Origin of the sequence: Mycobacterium sp. E3298 (assembly GCF_001666895.1) — a bacterium.
In the GTDB taxonomy this organism is placed as follows: domain Bacteria; phylum Actinomycetota; class Actinomycetes; order Mycobacteriales; family Mycobacteriaceae; genus Mycobacterium.
Window position 1 is genome coordinate 1 of record NZ_LZJB01000398.1, and the last position, 17446, is coordinate 17446.

At 68.0% G+C, this 17446-nt stretch carries 19 protein-coding genes; 13 read left to right on the plus strand and 6 right to left on the minus strand.

The window, feature by feature from the left end; genetic code table 11:
- Positions 1–455 (minus strand): SMP-30/gluconolactonase/LRE family protein (locus A9X05_RS18695; protein WP_197499123.1); only part of this gene is annotated, 455 nt, incomplete at its 3' end.
- 64 nt (positions 456–519) lie between these two features.
- Positions 520–996 carry a polyketide cyclase gene (locus A9X05_RS18700; protein WP_067783289.1) on the minus strand — a complete coding sequence of 159 codons (477 nt, stop codon included), beginning with the start codon at positions 994–996 and terminating at the stop codon, positions 520–522.
- 121 nt (positions 997–1117) lie between these two features.
- Between A9X05_RS18700 and A9X05_RS18705 the strand changes: the two genes are divergently transcribed.
- The 4 genes from A9X05_RS18705 to A9X05_RS18720 all read left to right on the plus strand — a co-directional run bounded on the left by A9X05_RS18705 (position 1118) and on the right by A9X05_RS18720 (position 4971).
- The gene (locus tag A9X05_RS18705) at positions 1118–2011 is read left to right on the plus strand and encodes an acyl-CoA thioesterase II (RefSeq protein ID WP_067783291.1); all 894 of its coding nucleotides are present in this window, start codon (positions 1118–1120) and stop codon (positions 2009–2011) included.
- A gap of 15 nt (positions 2012–2026) precedes the next feature.
- Positions 2027–2947, plus strand: a complete 921-nt coding sequence (locus A9X05_RS18710; protein WP_067783294.1) for an LLM class F420-dependent oxidoreductase — start codon at positions 2027–2029, stop codon at positions 2945–2947.
- On the plus strand, positions 2947–4122 hold the full coding sequence (locus A9X05_RS18715; RefSeq protein WP_067783297.1) for an acyl-CoA dehydrogenase family protein: 1176 nt from the start codon (positions 2947–2949) through the stop codon (positions 4120–4122). Before A9X05_RS18710 ends, A9X05_RS18715 begins: the two co-directional genes overlap by 1 nt.
- A gap of 120 nt (positions 4123–4242) precedes the next feature.
- Positions 4243–4971: a ZIP family metal transporter gene (locus tag A9X05_RS18720; protein ID WP_067783300.1), complete on the plus strand. Its 729-nt coding sequence runs from the start codon at positions 4243–4245 to the stop codon at positions 4969–4971.
- Positions 4972–5052: 81 nt separating this feature from the next.
- On the opposite strand, the gene mdlC is transcribed toward A9X05_RS18720, so the two are convergent.
- A complete protein-coding gene (gene mdlC, locus A9X05_RS18725; protein WP_067783303.1) occupies positions 5053–6654 on the minus strand; it encodes a benzoylformate decarboxylase in 1602 nt (533 codons plus the stop codon).
- Positions 6655–7024: 370 nt separating this feature from the next.
- On the opposite strand from mdlC, the gene A9X05_RS18730 reads away from it, so the two are divergent.
- Complete coding sequence (locus A9X05_RS18730; protein WP_197499124.1) at positions 7025–8443, plus strand: helix-turn-helix transcriptional regulator; 1419 nt, start codon at positions 7025–7027, stop codon at positions 8441–8443.
- A 43-nt stretch (positions 8444–8486) separates the two neighbouring features.
- On the opposite strand, the gene A9X05_RS18735 is transcribed toward A9X05_RS18730, so the two are convergent.
- Together A9X05_RS18735 and A9X05_RS18740 are read right to left on the minus strand one after the other, a co-directional pair.
- Complete coding sequence (locus A9X05_RS18735; protein WP_067783309.1) at positions 8487–9155, minus strand: maleylpyruvate isomerase family mycothiol-dependent enzyme; 669 nt, start codon at positions 9153–9155, stop codon at positions 8487–8489.
- Positions 9139–10041, minus strand: coding sequence for an alpha/beta hydrolase (locus A9X05_RS18740; protein WP_067783312.1), 903 nt, complete (start codon positions 10039–10041; stop codon positions 9139–9141). The genes A9X05_RS18735 and A9X05_RS18740 overlap by 17 nt, the downstream gene beginning before the upstream one ends.
- A gap of 133 nt (positions 10042–10174) precedes the next feature.
- Here A9X05_RS18740 and A9X05_RS18745 point away from each other — a divergent pair, with 133 nt between their 5' ends.
- Positions 10175–10810: a TetR/AcrR family transcriptional regulator C-terminal domain-containing protein gene (locus tag A9X05_RS18745; RefSeq protein WP_368664937.1), complete on the plus strand. Its 636-nt coding sequence runs from the start codon at positions 10175–10177 to the stop codon at positions 10808–10810.
- A 24-nt stretch (positions 10811–10834) separates the two neighbouring features.
- Here the strand turns inward: A9X05_RS18745 and A9X05_RS18750 are convergent, their stop codons facing one another.
- Positions 10835–11509 carry a DUF427 domain-containing protein gene (locus A9X05_RS18750; RefSeq protein WP_067783318.1) on the minus strand — a complete coding sequence of 225 codons (675 nt, stop codon included), beginning with the start codon at positions 11507–11509 and terminating at the stop codon, positions 10835–10837.
- A 133-nt stretch (positions 11510–11642) separates the two neighbouring features.
- Here A9X05_RS18750 and A9X05_RS18755 point away from each other — a divergent pair, with 133 nt between their 5' ends.
- The 7 genes from A9X05_RS18755 to A9X05_RS18785 form a co-directional block, all read left to right on the plus strand.
- Entirely contained in the window at positions 11643–12812 is a 1170-nt protein-coding gene (locus A9X05_RS18755) for a CaiB/BaiF CoA-transferase family protein (protein WP_067755450.1), read from the plus strand.
- A gap of 130 nt (positions 12813–12942) precedes the next feature.
- Positions 12943–13533, plus strand: coding sequence for a hypothetical protein (locus tag A9X05_RS18760; RefSeq protein WP_067755448.1), 591 nt, complete (start codon positions 12943–12945; stop codon positions 13531–13533).
- Positions 13533–14237, plus strand: coding sequence for an NIPSNAP family protein (locus tag A9X05_RS18765; protein WP_067783321.1), 705 nt, complete (start codon positions 13533–13535; stop codon positions 14235–14237). Before A9X05_RS18760 ends, A9X05_RS18765 begins: the two co-directional genes overlap by 1 nt.
- Before the next feature lie 62 nt (positions 14238–14299).
- Entirely contained in the window at positions 14300–15475 is a 1176-nt protein-coding gene (locus tag A9X05_RS18770) for a cytochrome P450 (protein WP_067783326.1), read from the plus strand.
- A gap of 1 nt (position 15476) precedes the next feature.
- The gene (locus A9X05_RS18775; RefSeq protein WP_067783324.1) at positions 15477–16445 is read left to right on the plus strand and encodes a zinc-binding dehydrogenase; all 969 of its coding nucleotides are present in this window, start codon (positions 15477–15479) and stop codon (positions 16443–16445) included.
- Positions 16446–16447: 2 nt separating this feature from the next.
- On the plus strand, positions 16448–17212 hold the full coding sequence (locus tag A9X05_RS18780; RefSeq protein ID WP_067755439.1) for an HpcH/HpaI aldolase/citrate lyase family protein: 765 nt from the start codon (positions 16448–16450) through the stop codon (positions 17210–17212).
- Positions 17202–17446: nuclear transport factor 2 family protein (locus A9X05_RS18785; RefSeq protein WP_197499125.1), on the plus strand; the 245-nt coding region annotated here is incomplete at its 3' end. The genes A9X05_RS18780 and A9X05_RS18785, both read left to right, overlap by 11 nt.

The following is a 17446-nucleotide window of genomic DNA, read 5'->3' on the forward strand; positions in this document are numbered from 1 at the left end:
GCGACGATCAGGGTCCGGCGATCGGGCGTGATCACCATGCCGTTGGGAAAGTCGAGGTCTTCGGCGACGACGCGGGCGCTGTCGTCCGGGTCCAGCCGGATGATGCAACCGCCGCGCAGCGCCTGGCACCCGATGTAGGCCCGGCCCGCGTCGTCGATGACCATGTCGCCGAGGTTGGCCGGCGCCAGGTCGGCGAGATCGGCGATGACGTCGACCGTCTCACCGTCGTAGCGGAGCACCTTGCGGTCTTCGGCCGAGACGATCAGCAGCGATCCGTCGGGCCGGAAACCCAGTCCCGACGGCGAGTGCCCGGGCAGCGGCAGCGTGGTCACCGACCCGCCCATGGTCGAGGTGTGCACGGCCTCGCCCAGCATGTCGGAGAACCACAGCAGCCCCTCGAACCAGCGCGGGCCCTCGCCGAAGCAGAAGCTGTTGGCCAGCGGTTCGGGAATCATCCGCGCACCCCCTCTACCGCTTTACAAAACACCGCCAAAGTGTCATGCACCGCGGGTATCGGTGTCAATCTCGCGACTTGGCGAGTTCGCGCGCGACGGCCTTGTGGTACGCGTCGATCTTCGCGGGATTGACCTGCTGAAAGAGCTGATCCGGCAGCGGGGCGTGCTTGAACGCCTCGATCGTCATCGTCCGCGAGAACAGCGTGACGTCCTGCCCCGGCCTGGTGAACCGGTACGCCACCGTGATACGGCCCTCCATGCCGCCGTTCCCGTCCCGGTCGTGCCCCAGTCGCCCGATCGAGGTGAACACGAAGAGCGTCGGGCGCACGGCGGCCGCCAGTTGCCAGGTGAAGATCCGGTCACTGTCCGGTCCCGCCTCCTCCCAGGTGTCGCCGACCCGCAGGGGGAGCTCCGGGAGGCCGCCGATGTGCGCGCTGCCGGGATAGGTTTTGGTCCAATTCTGCGGATTCGTGACAAAGTCGTAGACGGTCTCGGCGGACTGGGTGAATGCGGTCTCCGAGGTGCTGGTCACGATGCCCAATTGCGTTGCCTCCGTGTGTGTTCCGTCGGTGCGTCGACGCGTCGTGCCGCGGCCTAATTAGCCAAGCTTTACAAATCCTACTCAAAGTGTCACGCTGAGCCCAAAGCTGCTAGCGCGAGAGGTGGAGCGGGACTTGACCACGGATTCTGAGCAGACTGAGTGGACGGTGCAGGGCCTGCTGGATCTGTTCGACGTGCAGGCCGACGGGCAGGACCGGTTCACCGGCGACACCGGTATAGCCGGCGGCGACGAACGGCAGGTGGTGGAAGGCACCCAGGTGCTCGCCCAGGCGATTGTCGCGGTTGCCAAGCGATTCCCGGACAAGTCGGTGCGCTCGGCGCACGCGGTGTTCTCCCGCGCCGTGACCGTCGGTCCGCCCATCGAGCTCGTCCTCGACGTCGTCGCTGAGGGCCGGTCCACCGCCACCGCGGTTGTCGCCGTGCAGCAGAACGGGCGGCGCTGCCTGAGCATCACGGCGCTGGCCGACGTCCCGACCGGCGACGTCATCCGCCATCACCTGCCGCGCCCCGACGTGACCGGGCCCGCCGGCGCCAACCCCTCGCCCATGCCGATGGTCGGGCGCGAACTGCGCCTGGTCGACGTCGTCGACGTCAACAGCCCCGACGAGGTCGGGCCCCCGGAACTGCACGCGTGGCTGCACTACGACCCGATTCCGGAACGGGACGACCTGGCCAAGGCGCTGCTCGCCTACTTCACCGGCCACCTGGGCATCTCCACCACAATGCGGGCGCACCCGGGCATCGGCACCGCGCAGGCCCACCTGACGGTGTCCACCGCCCCGATGAGCATCTCGGTGGCGTTCCACGAACCGGTCCGCTGGGACGGCTGGCTGCTCTACACCCACGAGAGCACCCAGGTCGGCGCGGGAATGTCCTACGTGCGTGGCACGGTGCATTCCGAGGAGGGCGAGCTGCTGTGCTCCTTCGCCCAAGAGGCGCTGATCAGGCCGCTGCGCACCAGCGACACGGCGATCGACTCCCGCGCACGGTTCTAGCGGCTGGTCCCGGTCATGCGCTTCACCATCACCCACCCGATGCACAGCCACCCGTACAACCCGGAGCTGGTGAGCGGCGACGGCATCGGCAAGGTGGCCGCCGCCACCGAAGCGGCCGGCATCCACGGGTTCGGCTTCACCGATCACCCGGCGCCGTCGCAGCGGTGGCTGGAGGCCGGCGGACACGACGCGCTCGATCCCTTCGTCGCGCTGGGTTTCGCGGCCGCCACCACGAACACGCTGCGGCTGATCCCCAACATCGTGGTGCTGCCGTATCGAAATCCGTTCGTGGTGGCCAAGTCTGGCGCCACGCTGGATCTGCTCTCCGGCGGCCGGTTCACGCTCGCGGTCGGTGTGGGGTACCTCAAGCGGGAGTTCGCCGCGCTCGGCGTGAGCTACGACGAGCGGGCCGAGCTGTTCGAGGAAGCGTTGCAGCTGATCCGGGCGGTCTGGACCGGAGACGACATCACCTACGAGGGAAGGCATTTCAGTGCCCGCGGGATCACCGCGCACCCCCGGCCGGTCAGCGACCCGCATCCGCCGATCTGGATCGGGGGCAACACGTCGTCGGCACGCCAGCGCGTGGCGCAGTACGGTGACGGCTGGTGCCCGTTTCCGGCGCCGCCCCAACTGGCCCAGACTGCGGGAACCGCCGTCATCGACTCGGCGGCACGCCTGCGCGAGGGCATCGAGGACCTGCGGCGGCGCTGCGATGCCGCGGGCCGGGACTGGTCGGCGATCGACATCACCTTCACCAACTTCGAGGGTGGCAGCATCACCGACGACGACTTCAACGCGGACGCCTACCTCGACGGTTTGGACAAGCTGGCGAAGCTGGGCGTGACGTGGGTCAGCGTCCACCTGCCCGGTGACAGCATGGCCCATGCCCTCGAGACCCTCGACCGCTTCCGCACCCTGGTGATCGACGCGGCCTGATGGACTTCTCCCGCGTCGAACTCTCACCCGAGGACCAGAGCTTCCGTGACGAAACCCGGGCGTTCATCGCGAAGCATGTCACCGACGAGGTGCTCCATCGTCAGCTGGAGTTCGGCGAAAACTTCGACGAGCACGTGCATTTGGCGCTGGGCGAGGCAGGCTACCTGGAATCGGACTGGAAGCTGGAGTCCGAGGGCGGGTTCAGCCCGGTCCGCCGGCGCATTTTCCAGCTCGAGATCGCCCGGGCCCACACGCCGTGGTATCACTGGGGCACCACATCCGTGGTCGCGCGGCTGGTGCGCCAATTCGGGGCGCCGGAGCTCGCCGACCAGGTGGTGCCCGGTGTGCTCGCCGGCGAGATCCGGCTCTGCCTGGGCTACACCGAGCCCGAAGGCGGCTCCGACGTCGCGACTTGCAAGACCCGCGCCGCGCGCGACGGCGACGGCTGGATCATCAACGGCTCCAAGATGTTCACGTCGAACGCCCAGAACGCCCGGTACGTCTTCCTGCTCACCAACACCGACCCGCAGGGGCGCAAACACAGGAACCTCACCATGTTTCTGGTGCCGCTGGACTCGCCCGGGATCGAGATCCAGGGCATCCGCACCCTGGACGGTGACCGCACCAACATCGTCTACTACAGCGACGTCCGCGTCGACGATCGCTACCGCATCGGCGAGGTGAACGGCGGTTGGACGGTGATGCGCGCGGCACTGGACTCCGAGCACGGGATCGTGGACCCGGAAGACCATGGCCTGCAATACATTGCCGCGATGTCGGCGCACGGCGACCTGATGGCCGAAGTCGTCGACACCGTCGTGGCGGTCGCCGCTCAACCCGGCCCCGACGGCCGGCGGCCGCTGGATGACGACTCGGTGAAATACCGGCTCGGGCGCGACGTCGCCCGGATGGAGGCGGCGCTGAGCGCCCCCGGGATGTTCGGGCGGGTCGCAATCGCGCAGACGATGCGCGACGTCACGCCGGACCTGATGGACATCCTCGGGACAGCGTCGGCGTTGCCCACCGAAACTGCGGGCTCGGCCACCGACGGTGCGGCAGAACATCTTTACCGGCTGGCGCTGCCGCTGGGGATCTACGGCGGCACCCTGGAAGTCTTCCGCAACATGATCGCCCAGCACGAGCTCAAGCTGGGACGCCCCAGCTACGGCGGCTAGCTCAGAAGCGCTTCGCTAGCGGCACTTTCGCGGCCCCGACTCGCGGGTGCGCCGGGTCGCCGATCGCCGGGTGTCGCGCTACCTTTTCACCGGTACCGGTCGCAGAGAGGTGGGCCCGCAGTGGTTGTTCTCGTGGCCCTCGGCTCGTTCATCACCACGCTGCTGGGTGGTTATGCGGCGTTGCGGATCGGTTCCTACCGCTATCTGGTGCTGGGGTTGGCGGCGGGGTTGATGCTCGGCGCGGTCGGCTTCGACCTGCTGCCGGAAGCGTTGAGCCGGCAGTACTGGGTCCTCTTCGGCATACCGGCTCCGCTGCTCACGTTCGTCCTCGGCTTTCTGGTCCTGCACGTCATCGAACACACGGTGGGCATCCATCGCGGTGACGGATCGGAGGATGCCGGTGAGCCGGATGCGCCCGGCGTCGGGATCCTCGCCGCGTCGGGTCTGATCGGCCACAGCGTCATGGACGGATTCGCCATCGGCGCCGCATTCCAGGCGGGAGCGGCCGCGGGCGCGGTGGTGGCGGTCGCGGTGATCGGCCACGACTTCGCCGACGGCTTCAACACCTACACCGTCACATCGCTCTACGGCAACGACCGGCGGAGGGCCCTGACCCTGCTCGGCGCCGACGCCGTGGCACCGGTGGCCGGGGCGGCTCTCACGCTGGCGGTGACGATTCCCCATCGCCTGCTCGAGGTGTATCTCGGGTTTTTCGCGGGCTTCCTGATGTATTTGGCCAGCGCCGACATCCTGCCGAGGGCACATGCCGGCCATCGCAGCGCGGCGACCCTGGCATGCACACTCGGCGGGGTGCTGTTCATGCTGGCGATCGTCGGGCTGGCGAGCTAGCCGGTTTCACGCCAAAGGCATTCGGCTCCAATCTATTCGGAGGACCTTGCCGCCGACCCGCGCCCGCGGGTCGCCGTGATGTCAGCCTTCGACCGGAGTCGTACGCGCGTTGATGAGGGTGGGGCGGCGCTGGTCAGCGATAGCGCTTTTCACCAGTTCGGTGACCTCGTCCGTGGTGTGGGCTTCATAGGCGTCGACGCCGTAGCTGGCCGCCGTTGCGACGACGTCGAGCCCGGGTATGTCGAGCCCGGGTACCCCCGGCGTCTTCTCCCATCCGCCGAATTCTTTGACCACACCGTATTCGGCGTTGGAGGCCACCACGATGGTCACCGGGATCTGGTACTGCACAGCGGTCCAGAGCGAGGTAATCGCGTATTGCATCGAACCGTCGCCCATCAACGCGACGACGGGACGGTCGGGAGCGGCTAGTTGAGCACCGACGGATGCGGGTAGCCCGAAGCCCAGGCCGCCGCCCGCCGACGATAGGTGCGAGAACGGATTGCCGGGTCGAATGCTGTTCGTGATGGCGACTTCATTGCTGCCCGCCTCGCTGACCCACAACGTGTCCGGCGGCGCGCCTCGGCCCACGGCCGTCCATAGCGCTTCGGGTCGCAGCGGCGTTTGCGAATTTTCCAGGTCCGGGATCGGCGCACGGGCGGCTGGAGCCCGCCGCTGGGTGGGGTTGGTCGCCGCGAGCAGTGCTTCGGCCGCACTGGCGACGTCGGCCACGATCGCGTCCCCGACGGGGGCGCGCGCAGCCTCGTCCGGGTCATTGGTGATCTGAATCAGGCTCGCGCCCGCGGGGACATACGGTCCCGGTACCAACGGGTAGTACCGGAAGACGGGTGCGCCGATCACCAGGAGTAGGTCGTGTCCGGCCAGCATCTCGGAGATCCAGCCGGCACCGGGCGGCAGGATTCCTTGATACAGCGGGTGGTTCTCCGGAAATCCGCTCCACCCCGTAAGTGGTGCCGTCCAGACGGCCGACTGGGTGCGCTCCGCCAACGCGATCACCGCCGCCCACGCGCCATAGCGTTCGACGTCGCCGCCCACGATCAGTGCCGGCGATTTCGCGGACTCCAGTCGGCCGCCGATCCGCTCGGCGACGTCCTGGGAAAAGCCCGCGGTGTGGGTCACCGAGCGGTCGCGCACGGCGGCGACATCGGTGGCCTGCGTGTCATCGAATTGGACCGGCATGTCATCCATCGGCAGCGAGACGAATACCGGACCCATCGGCGGCGTGGTTGCCAGGTGGATTGCACGGGCCAACACGGCAGGGGCCTCGCTGGCGATCGCGGGTTCTGCCGCCCACTTCACGAATGGCTTCGGCACCAGAGCGGGCTCGACGTTCGTCAGCAGGCAGTACTGGTTCTGCATCGTGCGGCGCTGATTTCCGGCGGTCACGATCAGCGGAGTCTTGTTGATGAATGCGTTGTAGATCTGGCCCTGCGCGTTACCCATCCCGGGGGCGGTGTGCAGATTGACGAGCGCGGGTCGCCGGGTGATTTGTGCGTATGCATCGGCCATCCCGACCGGCACCATTTCCTGGAGCCCGAGCACATAGCGGAAGTCGTCTGGGAAGTCTTGCAACAGAGCCAATTCCGACGAGCCAGGATTGCCGAAGACGGTCGTCAAGCGATGCGCGCGCAGTAGGTCGAGGATCGCCTCACGAACGGTGGTCATGCTGCTGCCTCCAAAGCTCCACGAAGGGAGGACCCCCTACGCCCGGCCTACGTCGATGATGATTCGGGGTTGCCCGACGCGGAATCCTCAAGACCTGGTAGTCGTCGTGCATTCGTGGCCGTCTCAGCGAGCCGGTTCGGCATTCGCAGACAGGGCGCTTTTCACCCACAGCCGATACACTTTCGGACATGATTTACGCCCGGAGCCGGGGCGGGCGCGAAGTCATCAAGTCCGGTGTTATCGCCCCGCCGACCGGCCGGACTGACACGCGGCCACCGCTTCGTCGGCGAGCGCACTGATGCGCCCCGCGGACCCGATCTCGTTGTTTGGGCGAAGCGGTTCCCTACCGTCCGCGCTCCGCGGCGAGATGATGTTCACCTCGAAGTGTGGCAGCGACGCCGCTGCCGCCTTGACTGCGCTGGCCCGGGAGCGCGCGCCGCACGATGCGCGGGCAGCGCGCGAACTGTTTCTCGAGGCGCTATCGGCGGTGCTGTTCGCGGGCCGTCTCGCCGGCAGCGGCGGCGTGTTGGAAGTGGCGACGGCCGCGGCGGCCGCCCCTGCGGCCCGTCGACCGGAACGACCGGCAGACCTCCTGTTGGATGGGTTGACAGCCGTGGTCATCGGTGGCCCCCGAGCAGGTATCGGGCTGGTTCGAAGCGCGTTGGACGGATTCTGTGCCGCCGACGGACCAAGTGTCGAGGGCGGGACGCGGTGGCTGTGGCTTGCCTGCCACGGCGCCATCATCGCTTGGGACGATCGCGCGTGGTTGCACCTGCCGGCTCGGCAAGTCGAGCTCGCCCGCGCCGCGGAGGACCAACGCGTGTTGGCCGTGGCGTTGCACTCGCTGGCGGCGGCGCTCACTTGGAGTGGGGATTTCACAGCGGCCCGGCAGCTGATCACCGAGGCCGAATCGATCGCCGCTTCGACGGTCACCACGGTCTTTCCCTACGCGGCGCTTCCGCTTGCGGCCTGGCGGGGCGACCATGCCGAAACTGCTCGATTGGTGCAGCAGGGTAAGCACTATGCGGTGGCCCGCGGTGAGGGAATGGGTTTGGCGTCAATCGAATTGGCGACGGCGCTACTGTGCAACGGGCTGGGGCGTTACGAGCAGGCCTTGGTGGCGGCCCGACACGGGTGCGAGCACACCGAAGAACTGTGGACGACGTTCTTGCTGCCCGAGTTGATAGAGGCGGCAACGCGTTGTGGGCAAATCAACGATGCGCGTGCCGCTCTTGTCGCACTTGGAGAGAGCACGCAGACGGCTGGAACAGATTGGGCGCTAGGGACTTACGCATGCGCACATGCGCTGGTAAGCAGCGGCAGGTCCGCGGAACGGTTCTACCGCGAGGCGATCGAGCGGATGGACCACACAAATCTGCTCCCGGCCGCCACGCGTGCACGGCTTGTCTACGGGGAATGGCTGCGTCGGGAACGGCGGCCGCTAGACGCACGCAAGCAGCTAGGACCGGCTTATGAAACGTTCACGAAAAACGGAATGGATGCCTTTGCCAGGCGCGCGCGGCTTGAGCTTGAAGCGACAGGCGAACGAGTCCGGAGAAAGGCGGCCGTCCCGAAAGATTCAGCTCTGACTCCGCGTGAGGCGCAGATCGCCGTATTGGCCGCCGGCGGGGCCACCAACTCGGAGATCGGCGCCCAGCTGTTCATCAGTCCCAACACCGTCGCGTACCACTTGCGAAAGGTATTCATCAAACTGGACGTGACCGCACGGCGCCAACTCGCTGTCGGGACGATCAATCGAGCGTCATCGTGGCCGGTTGCCGACTGGTGATTGGCCGCAAGCACACCGAGACGTCGAGGCCCTCGATGACCGGTCATGGCCGTAACGGGATGGACTTTCGCGACGGCTGGAGACGGGTGGCGAGTACCGATACTCCGTCGCCGGTCAAATGCCTGAGCGCCCAGGGACGGCCGGCCAGCACCGAGGCAAGGTGACCGGCTTCGCCGGTGGCGGTCGGCCCAGCGCTGGGGCGTGACCATGTGGTGTCGGTGGCGATGAGGTTCAGGCCTCGTGCGCGCGCGGAGGCCGGGACGAATGGGTTCGGAATTCGCACCTCGGTGTCGAGAACGGCGGCCAGTATTGTTGGGGGAATAGTGGATTCGGCACCGAGCGCGAAGGTGATGTCCAGCTGGTGGATGACGTGATCGCCGAGCAGCAGTCGCCGCGGGAAAAGGCGGCCGATACCGCGCGCCTGCCGTGTCAAGGCCGCAAAGTCGTCGATCAGCGAGTGCGGGTCCCGTTGTGCGGCCAACGCGCGGGCCATCGAGGAGTTGGTGCGGTCGAACGAACCGCGATGTCGCAGCATGGCGGCGGCGATCGACGGCAACGTTGCCGAGTAGCCGACGACGAGGTGAGCCAGGACTTCGTGGTTGCTCCAGTCTGTGCATAGGCTGGGCCGTTCCCACTGGTCTGCACTGAGAGTGCTGAGGAACGCGACGAGTCGAGTGTCGTTGTCCTGCAGTGGATCAGCTGCTTTGGACATTCAAGTGCTCCACAAGGAATCGGGTCTGGTCGGCGAGCAGTTGGCCCAGCAGAGGCGGGTGATAGATCTGGAAGTGGTCCCCGTCGTAGTGACGGACGACGCCGTTTGGCGCGCGGCGCCCCACATCGACGGCGTGGCGGGGGCTCATCAGGGTCTCTCGTGCGGAGACGCATACCAACAGGGGAGCGGCAATCTTCGCGGCGCAGTGTTTGGCGCTGGTCATGCCGATGCCGATGACATCGGCGGCGGCGATGCGGTTGTCGAAGCTGGTGCCGGCGGGGACCGTGGAGTACCAGCCGTCGAGCGCACCGGGGATGGTGACTGCAGCGAGACTGCCCGGTTCGCCGACGATGGGGACGTATCGCGGGGCGGCGCCTCGCATCCGGCGAAGCACGTCGTCGAGAATCGCCGGCGTCGCGCGCATAGCGGCTCGCCAGCCGCCGCCGATCAGTGTTGCCGGTCCATGGACGATCGGACACTGCACGACCACCGCTGCGAGATCGCGTCGGGCTCCGGCCTCCCGCAGCACGTGCATCGCGCCAAGGCTGGTGCCCCACAAGCCGACTCGTTGGGGGTCGATGCTGTCGTGGCAACGCAGATAGGTCAGCGCAGCTCCGACGTCCTGCTGGTGGCGGCGCATGCTGAAGCGCTGGCGTGGTGAACCGTCCGAAGCACCGGTATGCCGGTAGTCGAAGGCCAGTGTCGCCACGCCGGCATCTGCGAAGTGGTGCTCGTATTGCGACATCACCATGCCGTGCGTCGCGCCGAGGCCGTGGCAGAGTACGACCCCCGGATGGGGCCCAGCGCCGCGCGGCAGTGTCAGCCAGCCCGCGCATCGAGCGCCTTGTGAAGTGAATGTCACCGCGGTGGTGGTGTGAGTGCTCATGAAATCGTCCTCGATAGATACGTACGCTGTACGTAATGGTGTACTTTAGGTACGCTGTACGTGTCAAGCGGCAACGAGCAGGAGGTCAGCTATCCGAGCGCGATTCACCCTCGCTGAAGTCCGCGCCCACGCAATGGAGATCGTCGATCGCGACGGGCTGAACGCACTGAACATGCGCTCGCTGGCCAGCGCGCTGGGCACCGGACCAATGACGCTCTACAACTACGTCAGAGACCGAGAGGAACTCGAAGCCTTGGTCGCCGAGGCGGTGCTGGCCGACGTGAAGCTACCTCCCACGTCCGAAGAGTGGCTTGCCGACGTGAAATCCATCGCAATCGCTGTGTGGGAATCAATGCGCCGTCACCGTAACGCTGTCCCGCTCGTCTTGACCCGCCGCACGGTTTCGAACGAGGGCTTCGCGCCAGCGGAACAGCTCGTCGCGGCACTGGTCCGTGGCGGACTTGCCGACCAGGATCTGTTGGCCGCCTTTCGTGGAGTGCTCAGCCTGATCATGGGTGCCGCTCAAGTGGAGTTGGCCGGCCCGGTGGCCGGGGGCGCCCCGGAGCAGGACAACATCGATGCCGCCGGCCGCATCGGACGCCTGGCGGCGGATCGCCATCCCCACCTGGCGGCCCTGGCATCGACCAGTCAGCGATCGTCGATGTCCGAGGACTTCGACCGCGCCCTCGACATGCTGCTAGCCGGCATCCAGACCCGCGCAGATGCATCTCGAACGGAACGGAACAGTCGACGCACCTCAAAGCGTTGACCGCTGAATCGGTGCGTGGCGCTCCTAGCTACGGAGGCTGGACGGCAGCTCCGCGATCACATCGACGCGTGCGGCGTCGAAGCTGAAAAGCCCCTTGATGGGCAGGCTTTCCGGCGGCGGGTCGGGGTAGCTCCACGCCACATCCTCGACGTCGCCCGCTGACCAGTACGTCGCGAATCCCTTGTAATTGCAGTAGCTCTCCGTGTCCGACCGGCGCAGCAGGTCGGTGCGCACGTGCGCCGGATCGACGTAAAGCCTGGGCGCCAGCGAGGTTTCGAACAGGATCACCGTGTCGTCGGTGTCCGCCAGCACCGTGCCGGCGATCGAGACGCGCAGGCGGCGCCGGGTGGGGCGGCAGTCCACGCGGTGGTAGGGATTCGGCGGGTAGTGGACGAGTTCGCGGCCCTCTTCCAGCCAGGTGTCGACGGCGCCCCAGGGCACGTGCACGAAGCCCGGAGCCTCCGGCTCGGGTTCGGTGGGCAGGTCGCTGACCTCCTCGGCGCGGAAGACGTAGCTGAGCGGGCGCCCCCGCCGGTGCACCAGCAGCGCCCCTTCGGTGTCGATCACCGCGCGCCCGTCCTGGAACGCCTGCACGCGACGCGGATGAGGCTCGATGAAAACGACGTCGTCGGGCAGCGGGGGCGAGAACCGCCCGGCCGGATCACTACTGAGCGGACCACGTCCGGCTACCAGGCTCATGGTGTCCTCTCATTCGCGCGCAAACCCCACCGGGTGTCACGCTAGCGTGGCACTCACGGTGCAGCGTCACGCTGGCGTGTCCCCCGCGAGCGGGGGTGCCCCAGCTGGAACAACGGAGAGTGGGAACGCAGCCATGGCGGGACCGATGGAGGGTGTCAGGGTCATCGAGCTCGGGGTATGGGTGGCCGGGCCGGCGGCCGGCGGCATCCTGGCCGACTGGGGCGCCGACGTCGTCAAGATCGAACCACCGAGCGGTGACCCCGGGCGGCTGTTCGGCCGGATGCTGGGCTGCGACCTCGGCGTCAACCCGCCGTTCGAAATGGACAACCGCTCCAAGCGCAGCATCGTGTTGGACCTCGCGGAGGAGGCGGACCGCGACACCGCGTTCGAATTGCTCGCGGACGCCGACGTTTTCGTCACCAATCTGCGGCCCGGCGCGTTACGACGCCTGGGGCTGGACTTCGAATCGGTGGCGACCCACAACCCCCGCCTGGTCTACGGCCTGATCACCGGCTACGGCGAAACCGGGCCCGACGCCGACCGCGCCGCCTACGACGTGGCGGCCTTCTGGTCGCGCGCCGGCGTGGCACACCTTCTGACCCGCCCCGGTGACACCCCGCCGTTCCAGCGCGGCGGCATGGGAGATCACTCGGCCGGCATGACGCTGGCAGCGGCGATCTGCGCGGCGCTGGTGGCGCGGCAGCGCACCGGGACCGGCCAGCTGGTGACCACCTCGCTGTACCGCCAGGGCGCCTACACCGTCAGCTTCGACCTGAACACCTACCTGCTGACCGGCCAGCCGATCGCGATCGGGCAGCGGGAATCGATGGGCAACCCCTGCATGAACAACTATGCGACCGCCGACGGGCGGCGGTTCTGGATCGTCGGGCTCGACGTCGACCGGCACTGGCCGCCGCTCTGTCGCGCCGTCGGCCATCCGGAATGGCTGGAGGATCCCCGGTTCATAGACGCCTACGCGCGGTTCTTCAACGCGGCGGAATTGATCGCCGAGTTGGACGCCATCTTCGCCACCCGGACCCTCGACGAATGGGCGCACGTCTTCGCGGCCGAACCAGACTTCTTCTGGTCACCGGTGAACGCCCTCGAGGACGTCGTCGCCGACGAGCAGTTCCACGCCGCCGGCGGCATCGTCGACGTGCCGGACGGGGAAGCCGGCGTCGCGATGGTGGCCACCCCGGCCGATTTCCACGGCACACCCTGGACACCGCGTTCTGCGGCACCGGAACTCGGGCAGCATACCGAGGAAGTGCTGGCCGAACTCAAGGCGCGACGCGACTCGTGACCACCGGTCGCGCCTTTACAAATTTGCTCCCAAGTGTCACGCTGTCCGGTGAGCCGCGTGAGGCGGCCCCAGCCCAGGACAAGCGTTGCGGTAAGCGCCAGTTTCGGTGCGGCGGTGAGGAACGGATTGAATGGTCACGTCCACGTTCGACATCAGCCATGGCGGCCGGGTCAAGGCCGCCCGCGGCCGCGCGGACGGCGATTGTCTGCGCTATCGGCTCGACGTCATCGCGGCGAGTGCCCGCGACGTCGTCCAATCGGCCGGCGGGTGGCTCTATGACCGGGCGATGGCGGGTTGGCGGGTGACCGTGCTACTGCCGGATGGCAGCGACACCCGATCACTGCGGATTCTCGGCGTGCAGGCGCTGGACGTGGAGGAATACTTCGCCACCAGGGACCCGGCCGCGACGAGTGAGAGCCTGGCGGTCAGTGCCGAGGCGTTCGCGGCGGACGCGCGGGTGCGCGAACAGGTGCTGGAGTCGCTGGACGACCGGATGACCGAAGTCGCGTTGTGGGGCCAGGCGCCGACCGGATGGCCACTGCGCGTCGATCGCGGGGTGGCCCGTGCGCAGTACCGGCTCAGCGCGGCCGCGCTCAGATTCAAGGGCCACGCGCTGGCGGCGGCCGGAATCGATTGCCCCACGGTCTATTCCACCGAGACGCTACTCTGCGACTTGGCAACCTGTGGTCGCGGCGACTCGGGGTTGGTCCGGCTCGACTGATGAAGAAGTACTTTCGCCACACACTGCTCTACCTGCACGAGACCATTTCGCTGGGCACCGGCCGCGCCGACCACTTCACCGAGGTCTTCTCCGACACCTACCGGCCGATGATGGTCGAGCTCGGCGCGCGCCTGTTCGCGATCTGGGAGACCACGCCCTACAACGGCCACTGGCCGCAGGTCACGATCATCTGGGAGATCGACGGGTTCGACGACTACGCGCGGATCGGGGCCGCCCAGGCACGCGGCGGCAGCCACGAGGCCGCGGCGGGCAAATGGTCGGCCTTCCTGGCCGACCTCGGCGCCGCCGGCGAGGGCCGAATCATGTACCCCGGGCCCAGCAACAAGACCCTCGCCCAATTGCGTGAGGCCAATTTCGCTGCGCCGCTGGTGATTCAGGAGATCATGCAAACCAAGCCGGGGCGTCAAGACGATTACATCCGTGAACTCGAGCGCCTCTACGTCCCTTGGTCGGAACGCACCGGCAAGCGCTGGCTGGGCTCGTTCACCACGACCTTCCGCTACAACGAGGTGATCCACTACTGGGCGTTGGACGGCGGCTGGGAATGCTTCGCCAACCACTACCCTTCGTGGAAGGACAGCCCGCCCGCCGAGATCGTCACCTGGATGAGCGTGGCGCCCGCCCTACGCGAGGGCTGGGAGGACTCGATCCTGCAGGCCCTACCGCCCTCACCGCTGCAGTGACGGGGCAGCCAGCGGCCCTGGACTTCACCGACTTCGCCTACGACCCCTTCGACGCGCGGGTGATGGCGAATCCGCTGCCCTACTACCGAATCCTGCGCGACCACCATCCCGTCTACTACATGCCGCGATGGGACACCTTCGCGCTATCGCGCTTCGAGGACATCTGGCAGGTGCTGGAGGTCAACGACGGTACGTTCGTCGCGTCGGAAGGCACCCTGCCGGCGGCCTCCGTCCTGGCCAAGCACAACACCGGCCCGGTCGAGGACCCGCCGTTGCATCCGCTGCCGTTCCACGCGGTGTTCGACACGGACCTGTACGCGGAGATCCGGCGCGCACACTCCCAGCCGCTGCGCCCCAGGTCGGTCGCGGGCTGGGAGGCGCGGATCCGGCGGCTGGCCAACGACCGGCTCGACGAACTGTTGCCACGCGGTTCGTTCGATCTGACCCAGGACTACGGCGGCATTGTCGTGGCGTCCGTCGTATGCGAATTGCTCGGCATCTCAACGGACCTCGCGCCAGAGGTGCTGGCCGCCGTCAATGCAGGCAGCCTGGCCGAGCCCGGTGTCGGGGTGGACACCGCCGAGGCGCGGCCCAACTATTTCGAATACCTGCTGCCCGCGGTGCGGCGCCGTCGAGCCGACCAGTCCGGCGAGCCGCTCGCCGTCGTCGACGGCCTGCTCGGCTACCGCCTGCCCGACGGCAGCCCGCTCGACGACGTGGAAATCGCCACCCAGATGCTCTGCATCTTCATCGGTGGCACCGAGACGGTGCCCAAGATCGTCGCCCACGGGCTATGGGAGCTCGTCCAGCGGCCCGACCAGCTGGCCGCGGTGCGTGCCGACCCCGACAACAACGTGCCCGTCGCCCGCGAGGAGATGATCCGGTTTTGCGCGCCGGCGCAATGGTTCGCCCGAACCGCGCGCAAGCCATTCACCATCCACGGCGAAACGATTCGGCCCGGGCAGCGGGTGATCACGCTGCTCGCCTCCGCCAACCGCGACGAACGCGAATATCCCGAGCCCGACGAATTCATCTGGGACCGGCCCATCCGCCGCTCGCTGGCCTTCGGCCGCGGCCAGCACTTTTGCATCGGCTACCACCTCGCCCGGCTGGAGGTGGCTGTGCTGCTGCAGGAATGGCTGCGGCGGGTTCCTGAGTTCGAGATCCAGGCGGACACCGCCAGGCGGTTGCCGTCGAGCTTCCAGTGGGGTTGGAACAACATCCCGGTGGAGGTCTGACGTGTGGTCCTACCGGATCATCGCCCCCTATCAGTTCGAGCGGACCGCGATCGCGGAGAAGACTCCCGAGTGCCTCGCCGCCGGCCAGGTCCTGCTGCGGTTCATGGCGGCCGGCGTGTGCGGCAGCGACCTGCCGGCCTTTCGCGGCGCCCGCGGTCGTCTCCCGGGCGACGACGGGACCAGCGCGGCCGAAAAGGACGGCTTCCCCATCCATGAAGTCGCCGGCGAGGTGATCGCCAGCCGGCACCCCGCGCACCGCCCCGGCGACCGGGTTGTCGGCTGGGCCTCCGGGTTCGACGGCATGATGGAACGCGTGGTCAGCAACGGCGATGGCCTGGCTCCGTATGACCCGGTACTGACTCCGGCGCAGGCGGTCGGCCTGCAGCCGCTGGCGTGCGTCCTCTATGCGTGCGAGCAGCTGCCGGATCTGGCCGGCAGGCACGTGGCGATCATCGGGCAGGGATCGATCGGCCTGCTGTTCTCCTACGTCGCCAAGGCGGCAGGGGCCCGGCGCGTCACCGGGGTCGACCCCGTCGACCGGTCAAGCGTGGCAACCGCATTCGGCGTCGACGACCCGGTGCGCGCCACCAGCGACCGGTGGGCGAGCCAACTCGCCGCCGGTGACCGCGCCGATGTCGTCATCGAGGCCGTCGGTCACCAGGTCGCAACGCTCGGCCACGCCATCGAGGCCACCGCGCCCGGTGGCACGGTCTTCTACTTCGGTGTCGCCGACGACGACGCCTACCCGATCAACATGCGCGCCATGCTGCGCAACAACCTGACGCTGAAATCCGGTGTGACACTGGACCGGAGGCGGGTGCTCGAGCTGGCCGGCAAGTTCGCCGCCGAACACCCCGGACTGCTCGCCACCTATCTGACGCACACGTTCGGCGTCGACGACGTGCAGGGCGCCTTCGAGTTGGCCTGCCGCCCCGTCCCCGAGCGCGTCAAGATCGCGATCGGAGAGTGAGCGTGACCGACGACTCGCGGAGCGCGTTGCAGCGGGCGCTGCACCGGGGCGGCCCGATCTGGGGTGGCTGGATCACCGGTCCCACACTGCTCGGCCCGGAGGAATTCGCTGGCGCCGGCTACGATTACGTGGGTTTCGACGCCCAGCACGGCTACCTCGACGACGCCGACATCGCCGGCATGCTGCGCCGGATCGAACACCTGCCCATCGGCACCGTGGTGCGGCTGCCCAACGCCGACGCGGCGCCGATCGGCCGCGTGCTGGACGCCGGCGCGGATGCCGTCGTCATCGCGATGGTCGAGTCGGCGGACCAGGCCGCCGCTGCCGTGGCCGCCACCCGCTACCAGCCCGCGGGCATCCGCAGCTTCGGCCCGCTGCGCGCCAGCCTGGGCCGCGACACCGCCGCGCTGGAATCCCGGGTCAGCGTGTTCGCCATGGTCGAGACCGCCTCGGCGCTGTCCGGCCTCGAGGAGATCTGCGCCGTCGACGGGCTCGCCGGGCTCTACGTCGGGCCCGCCGATCTGGCGCTCTCGCTGGGCGTGGATGTCGTTGGCGCGACCAGGCATCCGGCCGTCCTGGACGCCATCGTGCGAACCCACCGCGCGGCCACCGCGGCCGGGCTGGTGACCGGCATCCACGCCGGGGACGGCACGACGGGCCGGGCCATGGCGAAGCTGGGGCTGTCGATGATTACGCTGACGGCCGAATCGCACGCCCTGCGCCGCGGCGCCGCCGAGCACCTGCGGGAGGCGAAGCATGACGCATGACCGGGCCGCGATTCGCGAGCTGCTCGCCGGCTACGCCCTGGCCCTCGACGCCAACGAGATCGACGAATGCCTGGACCTGTTCACCCCCGACGCCGAATTCCTGGTCTACGGAAGGGTCTTCGCCGGCTACGAGGGAATCGGGAAGATGTTCCGGGACGCCCCGCGCGGATTGCACCTGACGGGGGTCTCCCGGGTCGACGTCGACGACGATACCGCCAGCGCCCGGTCGCAGGT